Origin of the sequence: Actinocatenispora rupis, from assembly GCF_016861975.1 — a bacterium.
Lineage (GTDB): Bacteria > Actinomycetota > Actinomycetes > Mycobacteriales > Micromonosporaceae > Actinocatenispora > Actinocatenispora rupis.
On sequence record NZ_BOMB01000010.1, the window covers coordinates 411,719 to 433,166 of the forward strand.

Here is a 21,448-nt window from a genome sequence, read left to right on the forward strand (position 1 = left end):
AGGAGTCACACCGTGCTGCGCATCGCCGTACCGAACAAGGGGTCGCTGTCCGGGCCCGCCACCGAGATGCTGCGCGAGGCCGGCTACCGGCAGCGTCGCATCGACAAGGACCTGACCTGCACCGACGAGCAGAACCAGGTGCAGTTCTTCTACCTGCGCCCGCGCGACATCGCCACGTACGTCGGGTCCGGTGACCTGGACCTTGGCGTCACCGGCCGCGACCTGCTGATCGATTCGGGCGCGCCGGCCGAGGAGCTGATGGCGCTCGGCTTCGGCGGTTCCATCTTCCGGTACGCGGCGCGGCCGGGTGCGGTCGCCGACGTGGCCGAGCTGGCCGGCCGCCGTATCGCCACGTCGTACCCGGGGGTGGTGCACCGGCAGCTGGCCGAGCGGGGCGTGTCGGCGCACGTGATCCGGCTGGACGGCGCGGTGGAGAACGCGGTGGCGCTGGGTGTCGCCGACGTGGTGGCGGACGTGGTGTCGACCGGGGCGACGTTGCGGCAGGCGGGGCTGGAGCCGTTCGGTGAGCCGTTGCTGGAGTCGGAGGCGGTGCTGATCCGCCGGTCCGGGATGGACGGCGACGGCGCTGTCACCCAGCTCACCCGCCGACTGCAGGGCGTCCTGGTCGCCCAGCGCTACGTCATGCTGGCGTACGACGTGCGGGTGGAGCACCTGGACCGGGCGTCGGCGCTGACCCCGGGCATCGAGGCGCCGACGGTGTCGCCGCTGCACCGGGAAGGGTGGGTCGCGGTGCAGGCCATGATCGCCCGCGCCGACCTGCACCGCATCATGGACGAGCTGTACGAGGTGGGCGCCCGCGCGATCCTCGCCACCGAGCTGAGCGCCTGCCGGCTGTGACGGCCGGCAGAGCCACCACCGCCGGGCGTACCGGGGCGGCGGCGGACCGGCTGCTTCCCGTCGCGGTGGCGGTACCGGTTGCTCTGGTGGGCGGCGCGTGTTCGGCGGTGCAGGGCGTGGTCAACGGTGGGCTGGCCGAACGGGTCGGCACCCCGGTGGTCGCAGCCCTCGTCTCGAACGGCCTGGCCACGGTGCTGTTGCTGGCCGCCGCGCTCGCCTTCCGCCCGGTACGGGTGGGTCTGGGGCGGTTACGCGGCAGTGGCCTGCGCTGGTGGCAGTACCTGGGTGGTGTCTGCGGGGCGCTGTTCGTGGCGGGTTCGGCGCTGACGGTGCCGGTACTGGGCGTCGCGCTGGTCACGGTTGTCCAGGTGTGCGGCACGTCGGTGGGTGGCGTGGTCACCGACCGGCTCGGTCTCGGTCCGACCGGCCGCCTGCCCATCAGTCCGGTACGCCTCGGCAGCGCCGTACTGGCGGTCGTGGCGGTCGGGATCGCCCAGCTGGGCCGGCCGGTGGGCGACGTCGCGGTGGGCCTGCTGGGGTTCGTGCTGCTGCTGGGGCTGGGGCTGTCGGTGCAGTCCGCGCTGAACGGCCGGGTCACCCAGACGGCCCGCAACGTCGGCTCGGCCTCGCTGGTGAACGCGCTGGTCGGCACGTCCGCCCTGAGCCTCGCGGCGGGTGCGTTCGCGGCCGCCGGGCACCTGCACCCGCACGCCGCCGGTGGCCCGTGGTGGCTGTACCTGGGCGGCGTGCTGTCCCTGGTCGTCACCGGCGCCAACCTCGCCGCGGTACGCACGCTCGGCGTGCTGCGTACCGGGTTGGCCGTGATCGCCGGCCAGCTGGTGGGCGGGTTGCTGCTCGACACGTTCGTACCGGGGCAGCACCGGCCGACGCCGGCGGTGGTGGTGGGCGCCGCGCTGACGGTCGCGGCGGTGCTGCTGTCCGGGCTGGCCACCGGTGGTCGGCCCCGCCGCCGCACGGCTCCGGCCGGGGGAGCAGACTCGTAGTCGTGAGCGCTGAAACCTCGGAGGCGGGGACCGCGGTGACGACGGAGCAGGACGTGGACGGTCGATCGGCGACGGTGGACGTACGCCCGCGGAAGGTGCGCTGGGTGTGCGGGATCGCCGCGGCCGCGATCTTCGTCGTGTTCGCGGCGGTGTCGACCGCGCTGACCGGCAAGACCGAGGGCGGCGGGGTGTTCCACCGCAGCGACCAGGTCGCGATGATCATTCTCGGCGCCCTGATCGCGGCGGGCATCATGGCGTTCGCCCGGCCGCGGGTGCGCGCCGACGAGCACGGCATCAGGGTCCGCAACATCATCGGCGGGTACGAGCTGCCCTGGGAGGTGGTCCGGGCGGTGCGGTTCAGCCGGCACTCGCCGTGGGCCAGCCTGGAGTTGGCCGACGACGACGAGGTCACGCTGATGGCGATCCAGGCCGCCGACAAGGAGTACGCGCTGGACGCGGTGCGGGCGTTGCGCCGGTTGCTCGCCGCGCACGGCGGCGCGACGGGCCAGCAGCCAGGGGCCTGACCCACCCGCCGCGCCCGGCTCACGCGCCTGTACACTTGCCCGCGGTTCTCTGCGCACCGCCGCCACGCGGTGCCGCAGAGTCGCAGTACGATGGATGGACACCAAGTGGAGCCCCGCTCCCACCCGAGTCGCCGTACCGGTGGCCGGGTCCGGTCGGACCGTCGCGGACCACCCCGCCGTGGGTGGCGTACGCGATGGTCGTGTCGGCGTTGGCCGGCACAGGGATCGGTTCGAGCGGGCCCCGGCGTGCGCCGGGGCCTTTTCGTGTGGTCGGGTGCCACTCGGTGGGTTCGCCGGAGATTGCGGACCACGGGTCGCCGGAGCCCTCCGGTGGCCCGGCACGGCACCGATTTGAGGAGGCCACATCAGCGCCGAGCCACGCATCAACGACCAGATCCGCGCGCGCGAGGTCCGGTTGGTCGGCCCTGAGGGCGAGCAGGTCGGAATCGTCCCGCTCGACCAGGCGATCAAGCTGGCCCAGGACGTGGACATGGACTTGGTCGAGGTCGCGCCGATGGCACGCCCTCCGGTGTGCAAGCTCATGGACTACGGCAAGTTCAAGTATGAGAGCGCACTGAAGGCGCGCGAGGCGCGGCGCAACCAGCAGCAGACCGTCATCAAGGAGATGAAGCTCCGGCCGAAGATCGACTCGCACGACTACGAGACCAAGAAGGGTCACGTCGTGCGGTTCCTGAAGGCCGGGGACAAGGTCAAGATCACGATCATGTTCCGCGGTCGTGAGCAGAGCCGGCCCGAGCTCGGGTTCCGACTGCTCCGCAAGCTCGCCGAGGAGATCGGTGAGCTGGGGTACGTGGAGTCCGCCCCCAAGCAGGACGGCCGAAACATGATCATGGTGGTCGCTCCGCACCGGGCGACCAAGGAGGCCGCACGTCAGGGTGGCCGGCCGGACGGCGAGTCCGGCGACGCCCCGGCTGTGGTCGATCAGTAATCCGTCCCCGCCAACCCCGGCGGGGACGACGTCAAGGAGACATACCTCGATGCCGAAGATGAAGAGCCACTCGGGCACCCGCAAGCGGGTCAAGGTGACCGGCTCCGGAAAGTTCGTCACGGAGCGCGCCGGCCGCCGTCACCTCATGGAGCGCAAGTCCACGAGGCTGACCCGCCGCCTGGCCGGCACCGTGGAGGTCGCGAAGGCCGACGTGAACCGGGTCAAGCGCCTGCTGGCGCGCTGACGAGACCGGACGCCCCCGTACCGCCGGCTGTGTTCGTCGGCGGTCCCGAGAGCACGTGATCAGGAGAGAAGACCCGTGGCACGCGTCAAGCGGGCAGTGAATGCCCAGAAGAAGCGCAGGACCATCCTGGAGACCGCCAGCGGCTACCGCGGCCAGCGTTCCCGGCTGTACCGCAAGGCCAAGGAGCAGGTCCTCCACTCGATGAACTACGCGTACCGGGACCGCCGGGCGCGTAAGGGCGACTTCCGTCGCCTGTGGATCACCCGCATCAACGCGGCTGCCCGCGCGAACGGCATGACGTACAACCGGTTCGTGCAGGGCCTGAAGGCCGCCGGTGTCGAGGTGGACCGCAAGGTGCTGGCCGAGCTGGCCGTGAGCGACGCGAAGGCGTTCGCCGCGCTCGTCGCGATCGCGCACAAGAACGTGCCGGCCAGCGACGCCGCCTGACCGCGTACTGACGATGCTCGACCGACCCGGGGTGTTCACTGAACGGACGCCCCGGGTCGTGCGTGCCCGGGGTCTGTTGCGCCGGGCGCGCCGGGACGACGAGCGGCTGTTCCTGGCGGAGGGGCCGCAGGCGGTGCGCGAGGCCGTGCCCGCCGCGACCGAGCTGTTCGGTACGGACGAGGCGCTGGCGCGGTACCCGGAGATCGCCGACGCGGCGCGGGACGCCGGTGTGCGCGTGTCGGTGGTGACGGAGAAGGCGTTGGCCGGGTTGGCCGACACGCAGCGTCCGCAGGGGTTGGTGGCGGTGTGCCGCTACTCCGACGTACCGCTGGCGGCGGCGTTGGCGCGGCGGCCGCGGCTGGTCGTGGTGTTGGCGAACATCGCCGATCCGGGTAATGCCGGCACGGTGCTGCGGACCGCGGACGCGGCCGGTGCGGGGGCCGTGGTGTTCACCGACAACAGCGTGGATGTCTACAACGGCAAGTGTGTCCGGTCGTCGGCGGGCAGCCTGTTCCATCTGGACGTGGTGCGCGGTGGCGATCCGGCCGCGGTGGTCGAGGAGCTGCGCGCGGCGGGGTTGTGGGTGGCGGCGACGGACCTGCGCGGCGCCGACGATCTGGACGCGCTCGCCGACGACGGGGTGCTGGACCGGCCGACGGCATGGCTGTTCGGCAGCGAGGCGCACGGGTTGTCGGCGGAGCTGTCCGCGGCGGCCGACGCGCGGGTGAAGGTGCCGATCCACGGCCGTGCGGAGAGCCTGAACCTGGCTGCTGCCGCCGCGGTCTGCCTGTACACTTCGGCTCGTGCGCAGCGCCCGTCCAGGGGCGCCGACGAGCGGGGGAGGCGGCGATGATCGACATCGACGGCCGGCTCCCGGTGCGTTCGTTTATCCGGCCCGCCGGTGGCGGGCTGTCCGGCTGATACCAGGCCGGTTCTCTCCCCGGTGGGCTGCGGCGATGCCGCGTGGCCGGGCCCGTGACCGCAGTTCGGCGGTCTGGCGCACCGTCGGTGTGGCCGCCGCGCCACCATGCGGATCACGGCTCCGGCACTGTCCGTAGACTCTTGCGCTGGCGCACGTCCTTCGTACGTGCGGGCCGTCGGCGCAGGGTGACCGCAACCCCATGGATGGGGCAGTACCGGGAGAGTCATGTCGTATCGCAACGATCCGTACGATCCGAAGGAGGCCACGCTGCTCGACCCGGCCTCCCTCGACGAGGCGGTGACGGCCGCCGAGAAGGCGTTCACCGCCGCGAGCAGTCCGGACGAGCTGGCTGCCGCGCGCGTCGCGCACCTGGGTGACCGTGCCCCGGTGTTGCTGGCGCGGCGCGAGATCGGCGCCCTGCCGCCGCACGCGAAGTCCGACGCCGGCAAGCGGGTGAACGCCGCCCGCACCGCCATCCAGTCCGCGTACGACGCGCGGCACGTGGCGTTGGAGGCGGCCGAGCGCCAGCGCGTACTGGACGAGGAGAGCGTCGACGTCACGCTGCCGACCGACCGCCGGCCGCTCGGTGCCCGGCACCCGTTGCCGGCGCTGATCGAGCGCATCTGCGACCTGTTCGTCGGCATGGGGTACGAGGTGGTCGACGGGCCGGAGGCGGAGTCGAGCTGGTTCAACTTCGACGCGCTCAACATCGGGCCGGACAACCCGGTGCGCGGCGAGATGGACACGTTCTACACCGAGACGCCGGATCTGGTACTGCGGACGCACACCTCGCCGGGGCAGGTGCGCACGATGCTGAACCGTACGCCGCCGATCGCGATCATCTGCCCGGGCCGCGTGTACCGGACCGACGAGCTGGACGCGACGCACAGCCCGGTGTTCCACCAGGTCGAGGGGCTGGTGGTGGCCGAGGGCATCACGATGGCGCACCTGCGCGGCACGCTCGACCACTTCGCGCGGGCGATCTTCGGCCCGGACGCGAAGACGCGGTTCCGGCCGCACTACTTCCCGTTCACGGAGCCGTCCGCGGAGTTCGACATCTGGTTCCCGGAGCACCGGGACGGTGCGCGCTGGGTGGAGTGGGGCGGCTGCGGCATGGTCAACCCGCGGGTGTTGACGGCCTGCGGCATCGATCCGCGGCGCTACTCCGGCTTCGCGTTCGGGATGGGCATCGACCGGTCCCTGATGTTCCAGCAGGGGATCAGCGATTTTCACGACATCGTCGAGGGCGACGTGCGGTTCAGCCGCGCGTACGGGATGGAGGTCTGAGCCGTGCTGGTTCCGCTGTCATGGCTGCGCGAGGCCGTGGACCTGCCGGCCGGGATCTCGCCCGCCGAGCTGGACGAGGCGTTCACGAACCTCGGCGTCGAGGTCGAGTCGGTCACCGACCTGGCCGCGTCGGTCCGGGGTCCGCTGGTGGTGGGCCGGGTGCTCACCATCGAGGAGCTGACCGGCTTCAAGAAGCCCATCCGGTACTGCACGGTCGACGTGGGCGCCGCGAACGGTACGGGTGAGCCGCAGAGCATCGTGTGCGGCGCGCGCAACTTCGCGGTCGACGACCTGGTCGTGGTGATCCTGCCGGGCGGCGTACTGCCGGGCGAGTTCACGATCGGCGCGCGCAAGACGTACGGGCGGATGTCGGCGGGGATGATCTGCTCGGCCCGCGAGCTGGGGCTGGGCGAGGACCACAGCGGGATCATCGTGCTGCCGGCGGACGTGGCCGCGGCGCCGGGCGACGACGCGCGGCCGGTGGTCGGGCTGGACGACGTGGTGTTCGACCTGTCCGTGACGCCGGACCGCGGCTACCAGCTGTCCGTACGCGGGCTGGGGCGCGAGCTGGCGCGGGCGCTGGGCGTGGCGTACCACGATCCGGCGGACCGGCCGGCGACGGCGGGCACGCCGGACGCGTCGGCGGGGCGCCGGATCCTGGTGGAGGACACGGCCGGCTGCGACCGGTTCTCGGCCAGGCTGGTGACGGGCGTCGACCCGGCCGCGCCAAGTCCACAGTGGATGGTGCGGCGGTTGACGCACGCCGGCGTACGGCCGATCTCGCTGCCGGTGGACGTGACCAACTACGTGATGCTGGAGCTGGGGCAGCCGATGCACGCGTTCGACGCGGCCCGGCTCACCGGCGACCTCGTCGTACGGCGGGCGCGCGAGGGTGAGCGGCTGACCGCCATCGACCACGTCGAGCGCGCACTGTCCACAGAGGACCTGGTGATCTGCGACGACACCGGCGTGGTGTCGCTGGCCGCGGTGATGGGCGGCGAGACGACCGAGGTCGGCGACGGTACGACCGACGTGCTGTTCGAGGCGGCGCACTGGGATCCGGCCAGCATCAGCCGGACCGCGCGCCGGCACCGGATGCTGTCCGAGGCGTCCAAGCGGTACGAGCGCGGTGTCGACCCGGCGCTGACGCTCGTGGCGTTGCAGCGCGCCGTCGACCTGCTCGTCGAGTACGGCGGGGGGACGGCGGGCGCGGCGGTCGTCGACGTCGACCACGTCGTACCGGCGGAGACGGTGCTGCTGCCGGCGGACCTGCCGTCGCGCGTCGCGGGGGTGGACTACCCGGTGGCGCGCGTGGTGGAGCTGGTCGAGGCGGTCGGCGCGACGGTGGCCGTGGACGGCGACGTGCTCGCGGTGACCCCGCCGTCGTGGCGCCCGGACCTCACCGACCCGGCCGACGTGGTCGAGGAGGTCGTCCGCCTCGACGGGTACGGCAACGTGCCGTCGGTGCTGCCGCCCGTCGTCGCCGGCAACGGGCTGACGGTGGCGCAGCGGCGGCGGCGTTCGGTGGCCCGCGCGCTCGCCGAGGCCGGGTACGTCGAGGTGCTGAGCTACCCGTTCGTCAGCCCGGAGTCGTTCGACGCGCTGGGACTGCCGGCGGACGACCCGCGGCGTACGGCGGTGCGGTTGGCGAACCCGCTGTCCGAGCGCGAGCCGCTGCTGCGTACGACGCTGCTGCCGCCGCTGCTCGCGACCGTACGGCGGAACCTGGCGCGGGGGCAGCGCGACGTGGCGCTGTTCGAGGTGGGCCTGGTGTTCCGGCCGTCGGCGGAGCCGGTCGCGCCGCCGCCCGTACTGCCGGTGGACCACCGCCCCAGCGACGCCGACCTGGTCGCCGCGCTCGCCGTCGTCCCGCGCCAGCCGTACCGGGTGGCCGCGGTGATCACCGGCGAGGCCGAGCGCGCCGGCTGGTGGGGTACGGGCCGCGCCGCGGACTGGACCGACGCGCTGGAGGCGGCGCGGCTGGTCGCGCGTACCGCGGGCGTGACGCTGACGGTCCGGGCGGACCGGCACGCGCCGTGGCATCCGGGCCGCTGCGCCGAGCTGACCGTCGACGGTGTCCTCGTCGGGCACGCGGGGGAACTGCACCCCGAGGTGTGCCAGGCGCTGGAGCTGCCCCGCGGTACGGCGGCGCTGGAGATGGAGCTGTCCGCGCTGCCGGACCGCGAGCCGGTCCCCGCACCGGTCATCTCGACGTACCCGCCGGCGTTGATCGACGTGGCGCTGCTGGTGGACGACGCGACCCCGGCCGGGGACGTGGAGTCGGCGCTGGCCGCGGGCGCGGGTGAGCTGCTGGAGTCGATCCGGCTGTTCGACGTCTTCCGCGGGGAGCAGCTCGGCGCGGGGCGCAAGTCGCTGGCGTACAAGCTGAGTTTCCGGGCCGCGGACCGGACGCTGACCGCGGATGACGCGGTGGGTGCCCGGGACGCCGCGGTCGCCGAGGCGGCCCGACGGGTCGGCGCGACGCTGCGCGGCGCCTGAGATTCCGACGCCCGGCGTGCCACGACCGGCGCGCCGGGTGTCAGCCCGGGACCGACCAGTACCAGACGCCGCCCTGGTGCCGTCCCGGTACGGCGAGGAGCCGGTCGACGGCGGTACGGACCTGCGTCTGGTGCCGCGCGGACGGGTCGAGGACGACCAGGTCGGTGTGCCCGGCGGCGAGGTCGCGGCGGGCGCGGGCCCGGTCCGCGGCGTCGACCGGCGGGATCCGGCCGGTGACCGACACGTTCGCGACGGTGACCGCGAACGGGGACCGCGGTGTCGCCCACTGCGCCCTGCCGTCGGGACCGGGGTGCATGACCGGCCCGCCGGGGATCGCCATGTCCGCCCGGGTGTACGCGGCGAACCGCATGCCGAGCCGGGACGAGTAGCTGAACTGCGGCACGGCCAGTACGGTGCGGCCCGGTGCGACGTGCGCCCGCCAGTACCCGTCGGTGAAGAACGCCGGTACGGCGGGCCGCGACGTGGTGGGCAGCGCCAGCGGTACGAGTGGCAGCAGCGCCGCCACGAACACGCCGATCCACACCGGCCGCGGCACCCGGGTACGCAGGGCGCGCTCGGCGCCGAGCGCGAGTACCGCGCCGAGGGTGGTGGTGGTGACGAGCGCGAGCCGGTCCGGGATCGCCTGGTCGACCAGCGGAAGCCCGGCGACCAGCGCCCACGGCCCGGGGATGCCGGTGTGCCGCCGCAGGAACACCACCTCGGTACCGAGGCTGAGTAGGGCGAACAGGACGCCGGTGCAGGTCAGTGCGAGGACGGTCCGGCTGCGCCGCAGCCACCACACGAGCGCGACGGCCAGCACGACCAGCCCGACCCCGAGGTACGTGGCCTCCTCGGTGACGTTGCCCGCGTACACCCGGGCGGCCTGCCGGTGCCCGCCGAACGGCGAGTAGGTGCCGTACCAGACCCAGGACAGGACGTCGGTGCCGTACTTGCCGATGTTCCACGGACTGCCGTGGTAGCTCTGCGGACCGGCCAGCAGCATCCACAGTGGATAGCCGGCGAGGACCAGGAAGACCGGTGCGGCGACGCCGATCCGGATCAGGAAGCCGCGCAGTTCGCGGCGCGCCGCGGCGCGGTTCAGCAGCGCCCACGCGACGACGAACACCGCGACGCCGAGCACCGTGAACAGCAGCACCTCGGTACCGGTCAGGAACTGCGCGGCGAGCAGCGCCCCGAGTACGACGCCGCGCCGGGCGGGTCGCGGCCGTCCCGGCGACGGCAGGACGCACAGCACCACGAACGGTACGAGGAACTGGCCGGTGATGTGCACGTGCGCGTTCGACATGGAGATCATGCCGGGCGCGAAGCCGATGAACCCGGCGCCGATCGCCGCCGCGGCCCGGGACCACACCAGCCGCCGGCAGAACACCAGGTACCAGCCGGCCGCCGTACCGGCGAGCGCCACGCCCTCCAGTACGACGAAGGACACGGCGGGGCCGAACGTGACCGTGACCGGGGTGAGGACGGCGGCGGGCAGGATGACCGACGAGTTCGCCATCAGGTTCGCGCCGTCGGGGGCGTTGACCTGCGTGGTGAAGAACGGGTTGGTCAGGTGCGTCACCGCGTGCGCCCCGTACGCCAGCATCCACTCCATCAGCGGCTGGTCGTTCGGGTTGTCGGTGAGGACCCGGGTGTCGGGCGCGGCCCACAGCCCGGACGTGACCCAGACCGCGAGCCCGACGTAGCAGGCCAGGACCAGCACGTGCGGCCATGCCCGCCACCGGTTCCGGCCCGGTTCGGCCGGTTCGGCGGTCGTGTCGGGCAGCGGGTCGGTGCGGGTCATGGCCGCCGGATCAGTTCGGTCGCGGCGCCGGTGCGAGACGCTGCCGGGCCAGGATGCCGAGCGCCTTCACCCCGTCCACCCAGGTGATCTTCTTGCCCTCCTCGCGGCTGCGGGCCGAGTAGTTGATCGGCACCTCGTACGGCCGGATGCGGCGGCGCAGCAGCTTGCCGGTGACCTCGGCCTCCATGCCGAAGTCGCGGGACTTGATGTCCAGGTCCCGGTACAGCTTGGTGGGCATCAGCTTGAAGCAGGTCTCCAGGTCGGACAGGTAGCAGTTGTAGAGGATGTTCGCGGCGGTGGTGATGGCCTTGTTGCCCATCACGTACCAGAAGGAGAAGGCGGCGTGTCCGCCGAAGCTGCGGTTGCCGTAGATGACCTGTCCGCGCCCGTCCTGTACGGGCTTGAGCAGCCGCGGGATGTCCCGCGGGTCGTACTCCAGGTCGGCGTCGAGGACGACCATGTAGTCACCGGTGGCCTCGCGTACGCCGGTCTGGATGGCGGCGCCCTTGCCCTGGTTGCGCGGGTGCCGGACGACGCGGACGCGCGAGTCGTCGAGGTGGTCGAGCAGCTCGCCGGTGCGGTCGCGGCTGCCGTCGTCGACGACGACGAGTTCGACCTCGCACGGGTAGCTGACCTCAAGGGTCTGTTTGATCGCGGTGATGACCCGGTCCTCTTCGTTGTACACGGGCATCAGGATCGACAGGCGCACTGGAAACACACCCCAACTGTTGGTTCGCCGGTCCGCGCCCCCCGCGCGGTGTCCGGCCGGACACGAACGGCCGTCCTGCACGCCGTGAGGTGATCTCCCCGGCACTCTGTGTGCTCAGCCGCAGAGTTTGATCGTAGCCAAGCTTCCGGTTCGGCAGGCCGGAGTAGCGGACATCTTGGCTACCTCTTTACGGGTGCCTTGCCTGGTCGCCGGCTGTGGTGCGGACAACCGGACCCGGCGGTGCGGGAAACCGCAGGTGCGTGCGCATCGTGATACAGTCCGATGCATAGACATGCGGGAGGTCGATGTGGGCGTACGGGTGGCCGTGGCCGGAGCGAGCGGATACGCCGGGGGTGAGCTGCTGCGCCTGATCGCCGGGCACCCCGGGCTCGACCTCGTCGCGGCCACCGGGGACAGCAGCGCCGGACGGGCCGTCACCGACGTGCACCCCCACCTGCCGGCGTACGCGGACGTCACGCTGCGGCCGACCGACGTGGCCGAGCTGGCCGACGCCGAGCTGGTGTTCCTGGCCCTGCCGCACGGCGCGTCCGCCGCACTGTCGGCGAGCCTGCCCGCCGGTACGCGGATCGTCGACCTCGGCGCCGACCACCGGCTCACCGACCCCGCGGTGTGGGCGAAGCACTACGGCGGGCCGTACCCGGGCGCGTGGACGTACGGGCTGCCCGAGCTGCCGGGGCAGCGCGCAAGGATCGCCGACTCCGACCGGGTTGCCGCCACCGGCTGCTACGTGGTCGCCAGTACGCTGCCGCTCGCCCCGCTGATCGCCGCCGGTGTCGCGGCACCCGACGACGTGGTCGTCGTCGCCGCCTCCGGTACGTCCGGGGCCGGTCGGTCGGCGGCGCCGCACCTGCTCGGCAGCGAGGTGATGAACGACGTCTCGGCGTACAAGGTGGGGACGCACCGGCACGCGCCGGAGATCAAGCAGGCCGCGGGTGCGCGGACGCTGTCGTTCACGCCGCTGCTCGCGCCGATGCCACGCGGCATCCTGGCCACCGTCACCGCCCGCCCCACCGGTACGACGAGCGCGGACGAGGTGCGCCAGGTCCTCGCCGAGGCGTACGCGGGGGAGCCGTTCGTGACGCTGCTGCCGGCCGGCGCGTGGCCGCACACCAGCGCGACGTACGGCAGCAACGCCTGTCACCTGCAGGTGACGGTGGACGGCGACTCGGGCCGGATCGTGGCCACGAGCGCGATCGACAACCTGGGCAAGGGCGCCGCCGGCCAGGCCGTGCAGTGCGCCAACCTCATGCTCGGACTGCCGGAGACCGCCGGCCTGACCGCGAACGGAGTGGCGCCGTGAGTACCGGGGAGACAGGGGTGACCGCGCCGGCCGGGTTCCGGGCCGCCGGGGTCGCCGCGGGCATCAAGCAGTCCGGCGCGCCGGACGTGGCGCTGGTCGTCAACGACGGCCCGGACGCCACCGCCGCGGGCGTGTTCACCCGCAACCGGGTGAAGGCGGCGCCGGTGCTGTGGAGCGAGCGGGTGCTCGCCGCGGGCATCGTCAAGGCGGTGGTGCTGAACGCGGGCAACGCCAACGCCTGCACCGGTCCGGACGGGTTCGGGGACACGCACGCCACCGCGGAACGCGTCGCCATACGGCTGGGCATCGGTCCGGCGGACGTGGCGGTCTGCTCGACCGGTCTGATCGGCGAGCGGCTGCCGGTCGACGCGCTGCTGTCCGGTGTGGACGGTGCCGCCAAGGCACTGAGCCGTACGGGTGGGGGTGACGCGGCCGAGGCGATCCGTACCACGGACACCCGGGCCAAGCAGGTACGCCTGGACGGCGACGGGTACGTGGTGGGCGGCATGGCGAAGGGCGCGGGGATGCTCGCGCCGGCGCTCGCAACGATGCTGTGCGTACTGACGACCGACGCGGTCGCCGACACCGACCTGCTGAACACCGCGCTGCGCAGGGCGGTCGCGGTCACGTTCGAGCGGATCGACTCGGACGGCTGCCTGTCGACGAACGACACGGTGCTGCTGCTGGCGTCCGGCGCGTCGGGGGTCAGCGCCACCGAGCAGGACCTGACCGACCTGGTCACGGCCGCGTGCGCGGATCTCGCCGGGCAGCTGCTCGCGGACGCCGAGGGCGCGACGAAGGAGGTCGCGATCGAGGTGACCGGCGCGGCCAGCGAGGACGACGCGGTCGAGGTGGGGCGCGCCATCGCCCGCAACAACCTGGTCAAGACCGCGCTGTTCGGCAACGACCCGAACTGGGGCCGCATCCTCGCCGCCATCGGTACGACGTCGGCGGAGTTCGCGCCGGAGCGCCTGGACGTGGCGGTCAACGGGGTGTGGATCTGCCGGAACGGCTGCGCGGCGGCCGACCGGTCGGGCGTGGACCTGTCCGGCCGGGCCGTGACGATCACGGCCGAGCTGCACGCCGGGTCGGAGTCCGCGACCGTGTGGACCAACGACCTGTCCCACGCGTACGTGCACGAGAACTCGGCGTACTCGACGTGAGCACCCCCGTACCGCCGGCGGTGGCGGACGCCGGCTACGCGCCGCACGTACGGCGGGATCTGGCGGAGGCGGCGGCGAAGGCGGCCGTACTGACCGAGGCGCTGCCGTGGCTGGCGGAGTTCCAGGGCGCGATCGTGGTCGTGAAGTACGGCGGGCACGCGATGGCGGATCCGTTGCTGCGCAAGGCGTTCGCCGAGGACATGGTGTTCCTGCGGCGGACCGGGCTGCGGCCGGTCGTGGTGCACGGCGGCGGCCCGCAGATCTCGGCGATGCTGTCCCGGCTGGACATCGCCTCGGAGTTCCGCGGCGGCCTGCGGGTCACCACGCCCGAGTCGATCGACGTCGTACGGATGGTGCTGGTCGGTCAGGTCGGGCGCGAGCTGGTCGGGCTGATCAACGAGCACGGTCCGCTCGCGGTCGGGATGTCCGGCGAGGACGCCAACCTGGTCACCGCCGTACGCCGGCACGCGGTCGTGGACGGCGAACCGGTCGACGTGGGACTCGTCGGCGACGTCGCCGCGGTCGACCCCGGCGTCATCACGGACCTGCTGGACGGCGGGCGGATCCCGGTGGTGTCCACGGTCGCCCCGGACGCCGACGGCGTGGTGCACAACCTGAACGCGGACACCGCCGCCTCGGCGCTGGCCGTGGCGCTGGGCGCGCAGAAGTTCGTGGTGCTCACCGACGTGCCCGGGCTGTACGCGAACTGGCCGGAGCGCGACAGCCTGGTGTCCCGGCTGCCCGCCGCGGAACTCGCCGAGCTGCTGCCGACGTTGGAGGCGGGGATGGTGCCGAAGATGGAGGCGTGCCTGCGCGCCGTACGCGGTGGAGTACCGCAGGCGCACGTGATCGACGGCCGGGTCGCGCACTCGATCCTGCTGGAAGTGTTCACCTCGGAGGGGTTCGGCACGATGGTCGTGCCCGACGGTGGGAGTGACGGATGACCGACGATCTGGTGGGGCGCTGGGACCGGTCGGTCCTGCACAACTACGGCACGCCGGCGCTGGGGCTGGTACGCGGGTCGGGCGCGGTGGTGGTCGACGAGCAGGGCCGCGAGTACCTGGATCTGTTCACGGGGCTGGCGGTGAACGCGCTCGGGCACGCGCACCCGGCGGTGGTGGCGGCGGTGACCGGGCAGATCGGCACGCTGGGCCACGTCGGCAACTTCTTCGCCAACCCGCCGCAGGTGGCGCTGGCGGAGCGGCTGCTCGCCCTGTTCGACCGACCCGGCCAGGTCTACTTCGCCAACTCCGGTACGGAGGCCAACGAGGCGGCGTTCAAGCTGTCCCGGCGTACCGGGCGGACGCACATCGTGTCCACTGTGGACGGTTTCCACGGCCGTACCATGGGCGCGCTCGCGCTGACCGGTCAGCCGGCGAAGTCCGCGGCGTTCGAGCCGCTGCCCGGCGACGTCACCCACGTGCCGTACGGCGACGTCGACGCGCTCGCCGCCGCGGTCACCGACGAGACCGCGATGGTGATCCTGGAGCCGATCCAGGGCGAGGCCGGCGTCCTCGTCCCGCCGCCCGGCTACCTGGCCGCGGCCCGCGCGATCACCGCGGAGCACGGCGCGCTGCTCTGCCTCGACGAGGTACAGACCGGCATCGGGCGTACCGGGCACTGGTTCGCCCACCAGGCCGACGGCGTACGCCCGGACGTGGTGACGCTGGCCAAGGGGCTCGGCGGTGGGCTGCCGATCGGCGCGTGCGTCGCGTTCACCGACACCGCGTACGGCGACGTCGCCGCACTGCTCGGCCCCGGCTCGCACGGCAGTACGTTCGGCGGCAACCCGGTGTGCTGCGCCGCCGGCCTCGCCGTACTGACCACCATCGCCGACGAGCACCTGCTCGACCACGTCAAGTCGATCGGCGAGCGGATCCGCGCCGGCGTCGACCACCCGCTCGTCTCCGGCGTACGCGGGGCCGGGCTGCTGCTCGGCGTCACCCTCCACCAGCCGGTCGCGGCGGCCACCGCGGTTGCGTTGCGCGACAACGGTTTCCTGGTCAACCCCTGCCAGCCCGACGTCCTGCGGCTCGCCCCGCCGCTGATCCTCACCGCCGACCAGGCGGACAGCTTCCTGGCCGCCCTGCCGGCCGCCCTCGACACCGCCGGAGCAGCCGAATGACCCGCCACTTCCTGCGCGACGACGACCTCACCGGTACCGAACAGGCCGACGTGCTCGACCTCGCCGTCCGGTACAAGCAGGACCGGTACGCGTTCCGGCCGCTCGCCGACCGGGCCGTCGCGGTCATCTTCGAGAAGCCGTCATTGCGCACGCGCACCTCGTTCGAGGTGGGCATCGCGCAGCTCGGCGGCCAGCCGGTGCTGATCGACGCGCGCAGTACGCACTTCGGCCGCGGCGAGACGCTGTCCGACGCCGCCCGCGTCCTCTCCCGGTACGTCGACGCCATCGTCATCCGTACCTTCGGCGACGACCGGATCGCCGAACTGGCCAGCACCTCCTCGGTACCGGTGGTGAACGCGCTGACCGACGGCTTCCACCCCTGCCAACTGCTCGCCGACCTCCAGACCATCCGGGAACGCCGGGGCGCGCTGCGCGGCGCGACCGTCACGTACCTGGGGGACGGGGCGAACAACATGGCGCAGTCGTTCCTGCTCGCCGGCACCACCGCCGGCATGCACGTACGGATCGCGGGGCCGGAGGCGCACCAGCCGTCACCCGCCGTCGTCGCCGCGGCCGAGACGATCGCCGTGGACAGCGGCGGCTCCGTCGCCGTCCTGACCGACCCGGCGCGGGCCGCCGACGGCGCCGACGTCCTCGTCACCGACACCTGGACCTCGATGGACCAGGAGGGCGACGGACTCGACCGCGTCACCCCCTTCCTCCCGTACCAGGTGAACGGGGCGCTGCTGGCGCGCGCCGCCACCGACGCGATGGTGCTGCACTGCCTGCCCGCGCACCGCGGCGAGGAGATCACCGACGAGGTGATGGACGGACCGGCCAGCGCGGTGTTCGATGAGGCCGAGAACCGCCTGCACGCGCAGAAGGCGCTGCTCGCCTGGCTGCTCGACCCGGCACGACAGGAGGCGTCCCGATGACCACCGGTACGCACCACACCGAGTCCGGTCCGCGCCCGGTGAGCAAGACCGCCCGGCACGCGCAGATCGCCGAGATCATCCGCACCCGTCCCGTACGGTCGCAGACCGAGCTGGTCGAGCTGCTCGCCGAGGCCGGTACCACCGTCACCCAGGCGACGCTCTCCCGCGACCTGGAGGAACTCGGCGCGGTCAAGGTACGCGGCACCGACGGCGGCGCCGGCAGCTACGTACTGCCCGAGGAGGGCGGCCCGCCGATGCGCCCCGCCGAGCAGGCGCCCGCCCGGCTCCAGCGGCTCCTGCGCGAGCTGCTGACCGGCGCGGACGCCAGCGGCAACCTGGCCGTCCTGCGTACTCCGCCCGGCGCGGCGCAGTTCCTGGCCAGCGCGCTGGACCGGTCCGGGCTGCCCGAGGTGGTGGGCACGATCGCCGGCGACGACACCATCGCGGTGATCGCCCGCGAACCGATGACCGGCGGCGAACTCGCGGCCCGGCTGCTGCGCTGGTCCGGTCCCGACCAGCCCACGGACTGACCATCGGCGTTCCGGTGAGCCGGGCCCGTCCCGGTCCGACCGGCGTGACCCGGGCGTTCCGGACGGACCGGTGCGACCGGCCCGGGACGAGCGCCACCGGGGCCGACGGCGAACCGGCGCGGCACAGCACGATCCCGGTGTGCGACGGTGGTCGCCACCGACCCGACCGGGCCCGTTCCGGGCCACCACCCGTACGCAGGAAGAATGACGGCGTGAGCGAACAGCAGCAGACCCCGACCCGGTTGTGGGGCGGCCGGTTCGCCGGTGGCCCCGCGGAGGCCCTGGCCCGGCTCAGCCTCTCCGTCCAGTTCGACTGGCGCCTCGCGCCGTACGACATCGCCGGCTCCCGCGCGCACGCCCGCGTACTGGCGCGCGCCGGCCTGCTCGACGCGGACGAGCTGGGCCGGATGCTCGCCGCGCTGGACGATCTGGCCGCCGCGTGCGCCGCGGGCGAGTTCACCCCGACGGTCGAGGACGAGGACGTGCACACCGCCCTCGAACGCGGCCTGCTGGAGCGGCTCGGCGCGCTGGGCGGCAAGCTGCGCGCCGGCCGCAGCCGCAACGACCAGGTCGCCACCGACCTCCGGCTGTACCTGCGGGACCACGTCCGCGGGCTCGCCGGCCGGCTGGTCGACCTGGTGGAGGCGCTGACCGAGCAGGCGCAGCGCAACATCGACACGCCGGCGCCGGGCATGACGCACCTGCAGCACGCGCAGCCGATCTCGTTCGGGCACCAGCTGCTGGCGCACGTGCACGCGTTCGGCCGGGACCTGGACCGGCTGGCCGACTGGGACCGCCGCACCGCGTACAGCCCGCTCGGTGCGGGTGCGCTCGCCGGCTCGTCGCTGCCGCTGGACCCGACGGCGGTCGCCACCGAGCTGGGCTTCGACGCCCCGGTGGCGAACTCGATCGACGCGGTGTCCGACCGCGACTTCGCGGCGGAGTTCCTGTTCGTGGCAGCGATGGTCGGGGTGCACCTGTCCCGGCTGGGCGAGGAAGTCGTGCTCTGGACCAGCCAGGAGTTCGGCTGGGTGGAGCTGGACGACGCGTTCGCGACCGGCTCGTCGATCATGCCGCAGAAGAAGAACCCGGACGTGGGGGAGCTGGCCCGCGGCAAGTCCGGCCGGCTGATCGGCAACCTCACCGGCGTACTCGCGATGCTCAAGGGCCTGCCCCTGGCGTACGACCGGGACCTGCAGGAGGACAAGGAGCCGGTGTTCGACGCGATCGACACCCTGGAGGTCCTGCTGCCCGCCGTCACCGGCCTCGTCGCCACCATGACGGTACGCGCGGACGTGCTCGCCGCCGCCGCGCCGAAGGGCTTCACGCTGGCCACCGAGGTCGCCGACTGGCTGGTACGCCGCAACGTCCCGTTCCGCGACGCGCACGAGATCTCCGGTTCGCTGGTGGCGCTGTGCCTGTCGCGGGACTGTGCGCTGGACGACGTGTCGGACGCCGACCTCGCCGCGGTCAGCCCGCACCTGACCCCCGAGGTACGCGAGGTGCTGTCGGTGTCGGGCGCCCTCGCCGCGCGCACCACGCCCGGTTCGACCGGCCCCGGTCCGGTCGCCGACCAGCTCACCGCGTTGGCCGAGAAGATCGGCGGCTGGCGCGCGTGGGCCGACACGCAGGTGGTCCCACGCTGAGCGGGTTCCCTTGTGGCCCAACGGATCCCGGCGAGCTGGCCGACCTGCTCGCCGGGCCGGTGGACCGCGCCGCGGCCGGTCTGCTGGGCTGCCAGCTGGTCGCCGGCCCCGTCACGCTGCGCCTCACCGAGACCGAGGCGTACGCCGGGGTCGGCGCCGATCCCGCCTCCCACGCCCACCGCGGACGTACCGCCCGCAACACGGTCATGTTCGGTCCACCCGGCCACGCGTACGTCTACTTCACGTACGGCATGCACTGGTGCCTCAACGTCGTCTGCGGCCCACCCGACACCGCTTCCGCCGTACTCCTGCGCGCCGGTGAGGTGGTCGCCGGTCTCCCGGCCGCGCGCGGTCGCCGCCCCGGCGTACCGGACCGGGACCTGGCCCGTGGCCCCGCCCGGCTGACCCGCGCCCTCGCCGTCGACCGGGCCGCGAACGGCGTGGATCTGCTCGCCGAGGACGCCCCGCTCCGGCTCGTCCCGGGCACCCCGCCCGATCCGTCCGCCGTCCAGGCCGGCCCGCGCGTCGGCGTCACCGGCGGCGCCGACACCACCTGGCGGTACTGGCTGGCCACCCCGGACGGTCGCGCCGAACCCACCGTCAGCCGGTACCGCCCGGCCGTACCGCGCCGCCGCTGAGGGAATCGGGTGTCGACGCCCCGCGTACGTGCGGGACAATCACCGGCGTGACCGACATCTTCCAGGACCTCCAGTGGCGAGGCCTCATCAAGGACAGCACCGACCCGGACGAACTGGCCAGAACCCTGGCCGACGGGACGGTCACGTTCTATGTCGGCTTCGACGCGAGCGGCCCCAGCCTGCACATCGGCCACCTCACCCAGATCCTCACCGCGCGCCGGCTGCAACGGGCCGGCCTGCGCCCGTTGATCCTGGTGGGCGGCGCCACCGGCCTGATCGGTGACCCCAAGGACACCGGCGAACGCACGCTGAACCCGCCCGAGGTGGTCGCCGGCTGGGTCAAGAAGCTCCAGTCGCAGCTCACCCCGTTCGTGTCGTTCGAGGGGGAGCGGGCGGCCACCGCGGTCGACAACCTCGACTGGACGGGTGCGCTGAGCGCGATCGAGTTCCTCCGCGACATCGGCAAGCACTTCCCGGTCAGCCAGATGCTCAACCGCGAGATCGTCAAGACGCGGCTCTCCGGCGCCGGCATCAGCTTCACCGAGTTCAGCTACCAGGTACTCCAGGCCAACGACTTCCACGAGCTGCACCGCCGGTACGGCTGCACGGTCCAGTTCGGCGGCTCCGACCAGTGGGGCAACATCACCGCCGGGGTGGACTTCTGCCGCCGCCGCGGCGCGCACGTGCAGGCGTTCACCACCCCCCTGGTCACCCGCGCCGACGGTACGAAGTTCGGCAAGACCGCCGACGGCCAGTCCGTCTGGCTCGACCCCGACATGACCAGTCCGTACGCCTTCTACCAGTTCTGGTTCAACTCCGGCGACGCCGACGTCGGCCGCTACCTCCGGTACTTCAGCTTCCGTCCCCGCGAGGAGATCGAGGAGCTGGAGAAGGCCACCGCCGAGCGTCCCGCGGCCCGTGCCGCCCAGCGCGCCCTCGCCGAGGAACTGACCACCCTGGTGCACGGCGAACGCGAGACCGCGCAGGTGACGGCTGCCAGCCGTGCCCTGTTCGGCCGTGGCGACCTCACCGAACTCGATCCGTCCACTGTGGACGCCGCGCTGTCCGAGGCCGGTCTCCTCTCCGTACCGGAGCTGCCGAGCGTGGCGACGCTCTTCAAGGAGAGCGGGCTCTGCGCCAGCCTGTCCGAGGCCCGCCGCGCCGTCGCCGAGGGCGGCGCGTACGTGAACAACGAGCGCGTCACCGACGCCGACGCTCCGCCGAGCCCGGATCTCCTGCTACACAACCGATTCCTGGTACTCCGCCGCGGCAAGCGCACCATCGCCGGCGTCGCCCTCACCACCTGATTCCCTGACGTACCAACGGATCCCGGCCCGTGGGGCGCTCCGTCCACTGAGGATGGTGCGTACCGCGGGCCGGTGTCGTTCACGCTGTGAGCGCGGACACGGCACCCCGGTTTGACGCCCCCGATGATCATCGCGTAAGTTTCTCCTTGCCCGCGGGGAACCGGACAGGGCCGGGAGCGAAAGCCCCGGTGGCCGGCTCGCAGGTAGGGGATCGACACGGAGACGTGGAGATCGTCAGGGCGGTGCGAGACAGGCAGGCGAGACTCTGAAGAGTTGACCCGGATTTGTCATCGCGACACCGACCAGGTAGTCTGGAGCACCGCAGGACGCCGGACAAGGCGGCCGCAGCGCGAGATCGAAGATCTTGCTGCGCGGCCCGAGGCCGGTCTGCAACCCCCAGGTACGAAGCCCGGTTACGGGTTGCGTAGCATGGGGAGACCCAAAACCTTCCCGAAGGTCGCAGGTTGACACTTCGAGATGACGCGGGTAAGTTAGAGCAGTTGCCCCGGAGGCGGTTGGCTTAGCAGCCAAAGTCG

The 21,448-nt window shown here is 72.8% G+C and carries 20 protein-coding genes; 18 read left to right on the plus strand and 2 right to left on the minus strand.

What is annotated here, in order from left to right; all coding sequences use genetic code 11:
* The first annotated feature begins 12 nt into the window (after window positions 1-12).
* The 9 genes from hisG to pheT all read left to right on the plus strand — a co-directional run bounded on the left by hisG (window position 13) and on the right by pheT (window position 8,734).
* Entirely contained in the window at window positions 13-858 is an 846-nt protein-coding gene (gene hisG, locus Aru02nite_RS10050; RefSeq protein WP_203656929.1) for an ATP phosphoribosyltransferase, read from the plus strand.
* Window positions 855-1,862 carry a DMT family transporter gene (locus tag Aru02nite_RS10055; protein ID WP_203656930.1) on the plus strand — a complete coding sequence of 336 codons (1,008 nt, stop codon included), beginning with the start codon at window positions 855-857 and terminating at the stop codon, window positions 1,860-1,862. Before hisG ends, Aru02nite_RS10055 begins: the two co-directional genes overlap by 4 nt.
* Window positions 1,863-1,915: 53 nt before the next feature.
* The gene (locus tag Aru02nite_RS10060) at window positions 1,916-2,386 is read left to right on the plus strand and encodes a PH domain-containing protein (RefSeq protein ID WP_203657030.1); all 471 of its coding nucleotides are present in this window, start codon (window positions 1,916-1,918) and stop codon (window positions 2,384-2,386) included.
* A 382-nt stretch (window positions 2,387-2,768) separates the two neighbouring features.
* Window positions 2,769-3,335, plus strand: coding sequence for a translation initiation factor IF-3 (gene infC / locus Aru02nite_RS10065; protein ID WP_203657032.1), 567 nt, complete (start codon window positions 2,769-2,771; stop codon window positions 3,333-3,335).
* A gap of 49 nt (window positions 3,336-3,384) precedes the next feature.
* A complete protein-coding gene (gene rpmI / locus Aru02nite_RS10070; RefSeq protein ID WP_203656931.1) occupies window positions 3,385-3,579 on the plus strand; it encodes a 50S ribosomal protein L35 in 195 nt (64 codons plus the stop codon).
* Between the two features lie 75 nt (window positions 3,580-3,654).
* On the plus strand, window positions 3,655-4,026 hold the full coding sequence (gene rplT / locus Aru02nite_RS10075) for a 50S ribosomal protein L20 (protein WP_203656932.1): 372 nt from the start codon (window positions 3,655-3,657) through the stop codon (window positions 4,024-4,026).
* Window positions 4,027-4,039: 13 nt separating this feature from the next.
* Window positions 4,040-4,879: a TrmH family RNA methyltransferase gene (locus tag Aru02nite_RS10080; RefSeq protein ID WP_203656933.1), complete on the plus strand. Its 840-nt coding sequence runs from the start codon at window positions 4,040-4,042 to the stop codon at window positions 4,877-4,879.
* Window positions 4,880-5,173: 294 nt separating this feature from the next.
* The gene (gene pheS / locus Aru02nite_RS10085) at window positions 5,174-6,235 is read left to right on the plus strand and encodes a phenylalanine--tRNA ligase subunit alpha (protein ID WP_203656934.1); all 1,062 of its coding nucleotides are present in this window, start codon (window positions 5,174-5,176) and stop codon (window positions 6,233-6,235) included.
* Window positions 6,236-6,238: 3 nt separating this feature from the next.
* Window positions 6,239-8,734, plus strand: coding sequence for a phenylalanine--tRNA ligase subunit beta (pheT, locus tag Aru02nite_RS10090; protein WP_203656937.1), 2,496 nt, complete (start codon window positions 6,239-6,241; stop codon window positions 8,732-8,734).
* Window positions 8,735-8,774: 40 nt separating this feature from the next.
* On the opposite strand, the gene Aru02nite_RS10095 is transcribed toward pheT, so the two are convergent.
* Window positions 8,775-10,538 (minus strand): hypothetical protein, encoded by a 1,764-nt coding sequence (locus Aru02nite_RS10095; protein ID WP_203656939.1) that lies wholly within the window; start codon window positions 10,536-10,538, stop codon window positions 8,775-8,777.
* Window positions 10,539-10,548: 10 nt separating this feature from the next.
* Complete coding sequence (locus tag Aru02nite_RS10100; RefSeq protein ID WP_203657033.1) at window positions 10,549-11,247, minus strand: glycosyltransferase family 2 protein; 699 nt, start codon at window positions 11,245-11,247, stop codon at window positions 10,549-10,551.
* Window positions 11,248-11,554: 307 nt separating this feature from the next.
* Between Aru02nite_RS10100 and argC the strand changes: the two genes are divergently transcribed.
* The 9 genes from argC to tyrS all read left to right on the plus strand — a co-directional run bounded on the left by argC (window position 11,555) and on the right by tyrS (window position 20,912).
* Window positions 11,555-12,568 carry an N-acetyl-gamma-glutamyl-phosphate reductase gene (gene argC / locus Aru02nite_RS10105; protein WP_203657034.1) on the plus strand — a complete coding sequence of 338 codons (1,014 nt, stop codon included), beginning with the start codon at window positions 11,555-11,557 and terminating at the stop codon, window positions 12,566-12,568.
* A complete protein-coding gene (gene argJ / locus Aru02nite_RS10110) occupies window positions 12,565-13,731 on the plus strand; it encodes a bifunctional glutamate N-acetyltransferase/amino-acid acetyltransferase ArgJ (RefSeq protein WP_239076576.1) in 1,167 nt (388 codons plus the stop codon). Before argC ends, argJ begins: the two co-directional genes overlap by 4 nt.
* Window positions 13,728-14,675 (plus strand): acetylglutamate kinase, encoded by a 948-nt coding sequence (gene argB / locus Aru02nite_RS10115; protein WP_239076577.1) that lies wholly within the window; start codon window positions 13,728-13,730, stop codon window positions 14,673-14,675. The genes argJ and argB overlap by 4 nt, the downstream gene beginning before the upstream one ends.
* Entirely contained in the window at window positions 14,672-15,856 is a 1,185-nt protein-coding gene (locus Aru02nite_RS10120) for an acetylornithine transaminase (protein WP_203656941.1), read from the plus strand. Before argB ends, Aru02nite_RS10120 begins: the two co-directional genes overlap by 4 nt.
* Complete coding sequence (argF, locus tag Aru02nite_RS10125; protein WP_203656943.1) at window positions 15,853-16,791, plus strand: ornithine carbamoyltransferase; 939 nt, start codon at window positions 15,853-15,855, stop codon at window positions 16,789-16,791. Before Aru02nite_RS10120 ends, argF begins: the two co-directional genes overlap by 4 nt.
* Entirely contained in the window at window positions 16,788-17,321 is a 534-nt protein-coding gene (locus Aru02nite_RS10130) for an arginine repressor (protein ID WP_203656945.1), read from the plus strand. Before argF ends, Aru02nite_RS10130 begins: the two co-directional genes overlap by 4 nt.
* 212 nt (window positions 17,322-17,533) lie before the next feature.
* Window positions 17,534-18,967 (plus strand): argininosuccinate lyase, encoded by a 1,434-nt coding sequence (argH, locus tag Aru02nite_RS10135; protein WP_203656947.1) that lies wholly within the window; start codon window positions 17,534-17,536, stop codon window positions 18,965-18,967.
* On the plus strand, window positions 18,964-19,605 hold the full coding sequence (locus Aru02nite_RS10140; RefSeq protein ID WP_203657037.1) for a DNA-3-methyladenine glycosylase: 642 nt from the start codon (window positions 18,964-18,966) through the stop codon (window positions 19,603-19,605). Before argH ends, Aru02nite_RS10140 begins: the two co-directional genes overlap by 4 nt.
* A gap of 47 nt (window positions 19,606-19,652) precedes the next feature.
* A complete protein-coding gene (tyrS, locus tag Aru02nite_RS10145; RefSeq protein WP_203656949.1) occupies window positions 19,653-20,912 on the plus strand; it encodes a tyrosine--tRNA ligase in 1,260 nt (419 codons plus the stop codon).
* Window positions 20,913-21,448 lie beyond the last annotated feature (536 nt).

Coding starts and splice junctions, on each gene's coding strand:
- argF (WP_203656943.1), top strand. CDS start 15,853: ATGACCCGCCACTTCCTGCGCGACGACGACCTCACCGGTACCGAACAG.
- Aru02nite_RS10080 (WP_203656933.1), top strand. CDS start 4,040: ATGCTCGACCGACCCGGGGTGTTCACTGAACGGACGCCCCGGGTCGTG.
- pheS (WP_203656934.1), top strand. CDS start 5,174: ATGTCGTATCGCAACGATCCGTACGATCCGAAGGAGGCCACGCTGCTC.
- Aru02nite_RS10120 (WP_203656941.1), top strand. CDS start 14,672: ATGACCGACGATCTGGTGGGGCGCTGGGACCGGTCGGTCCTGCACAAC.
- Aru02nite_RS10095 (WP_203656939.1), bottom strand. CDS start 10,538: ATGACCCGCACCGACCCGCTGCCCGACACGACCGCCGAACCGGCCGAA.
- rpmI (WP_203656931.1), top strand. CDS start 3,385: ATGCCGAAGATGAAGAGCCACTCGGGCACCCGCAAGCGGGTCAAGGTG.
- Aru02nite_RS10130 (WP_203656945.1), top strand. CDS start 16,788: ATGACCACCGGTACGCACCACACCGAGTCCGGTCCGCGCCCGGTGAGC.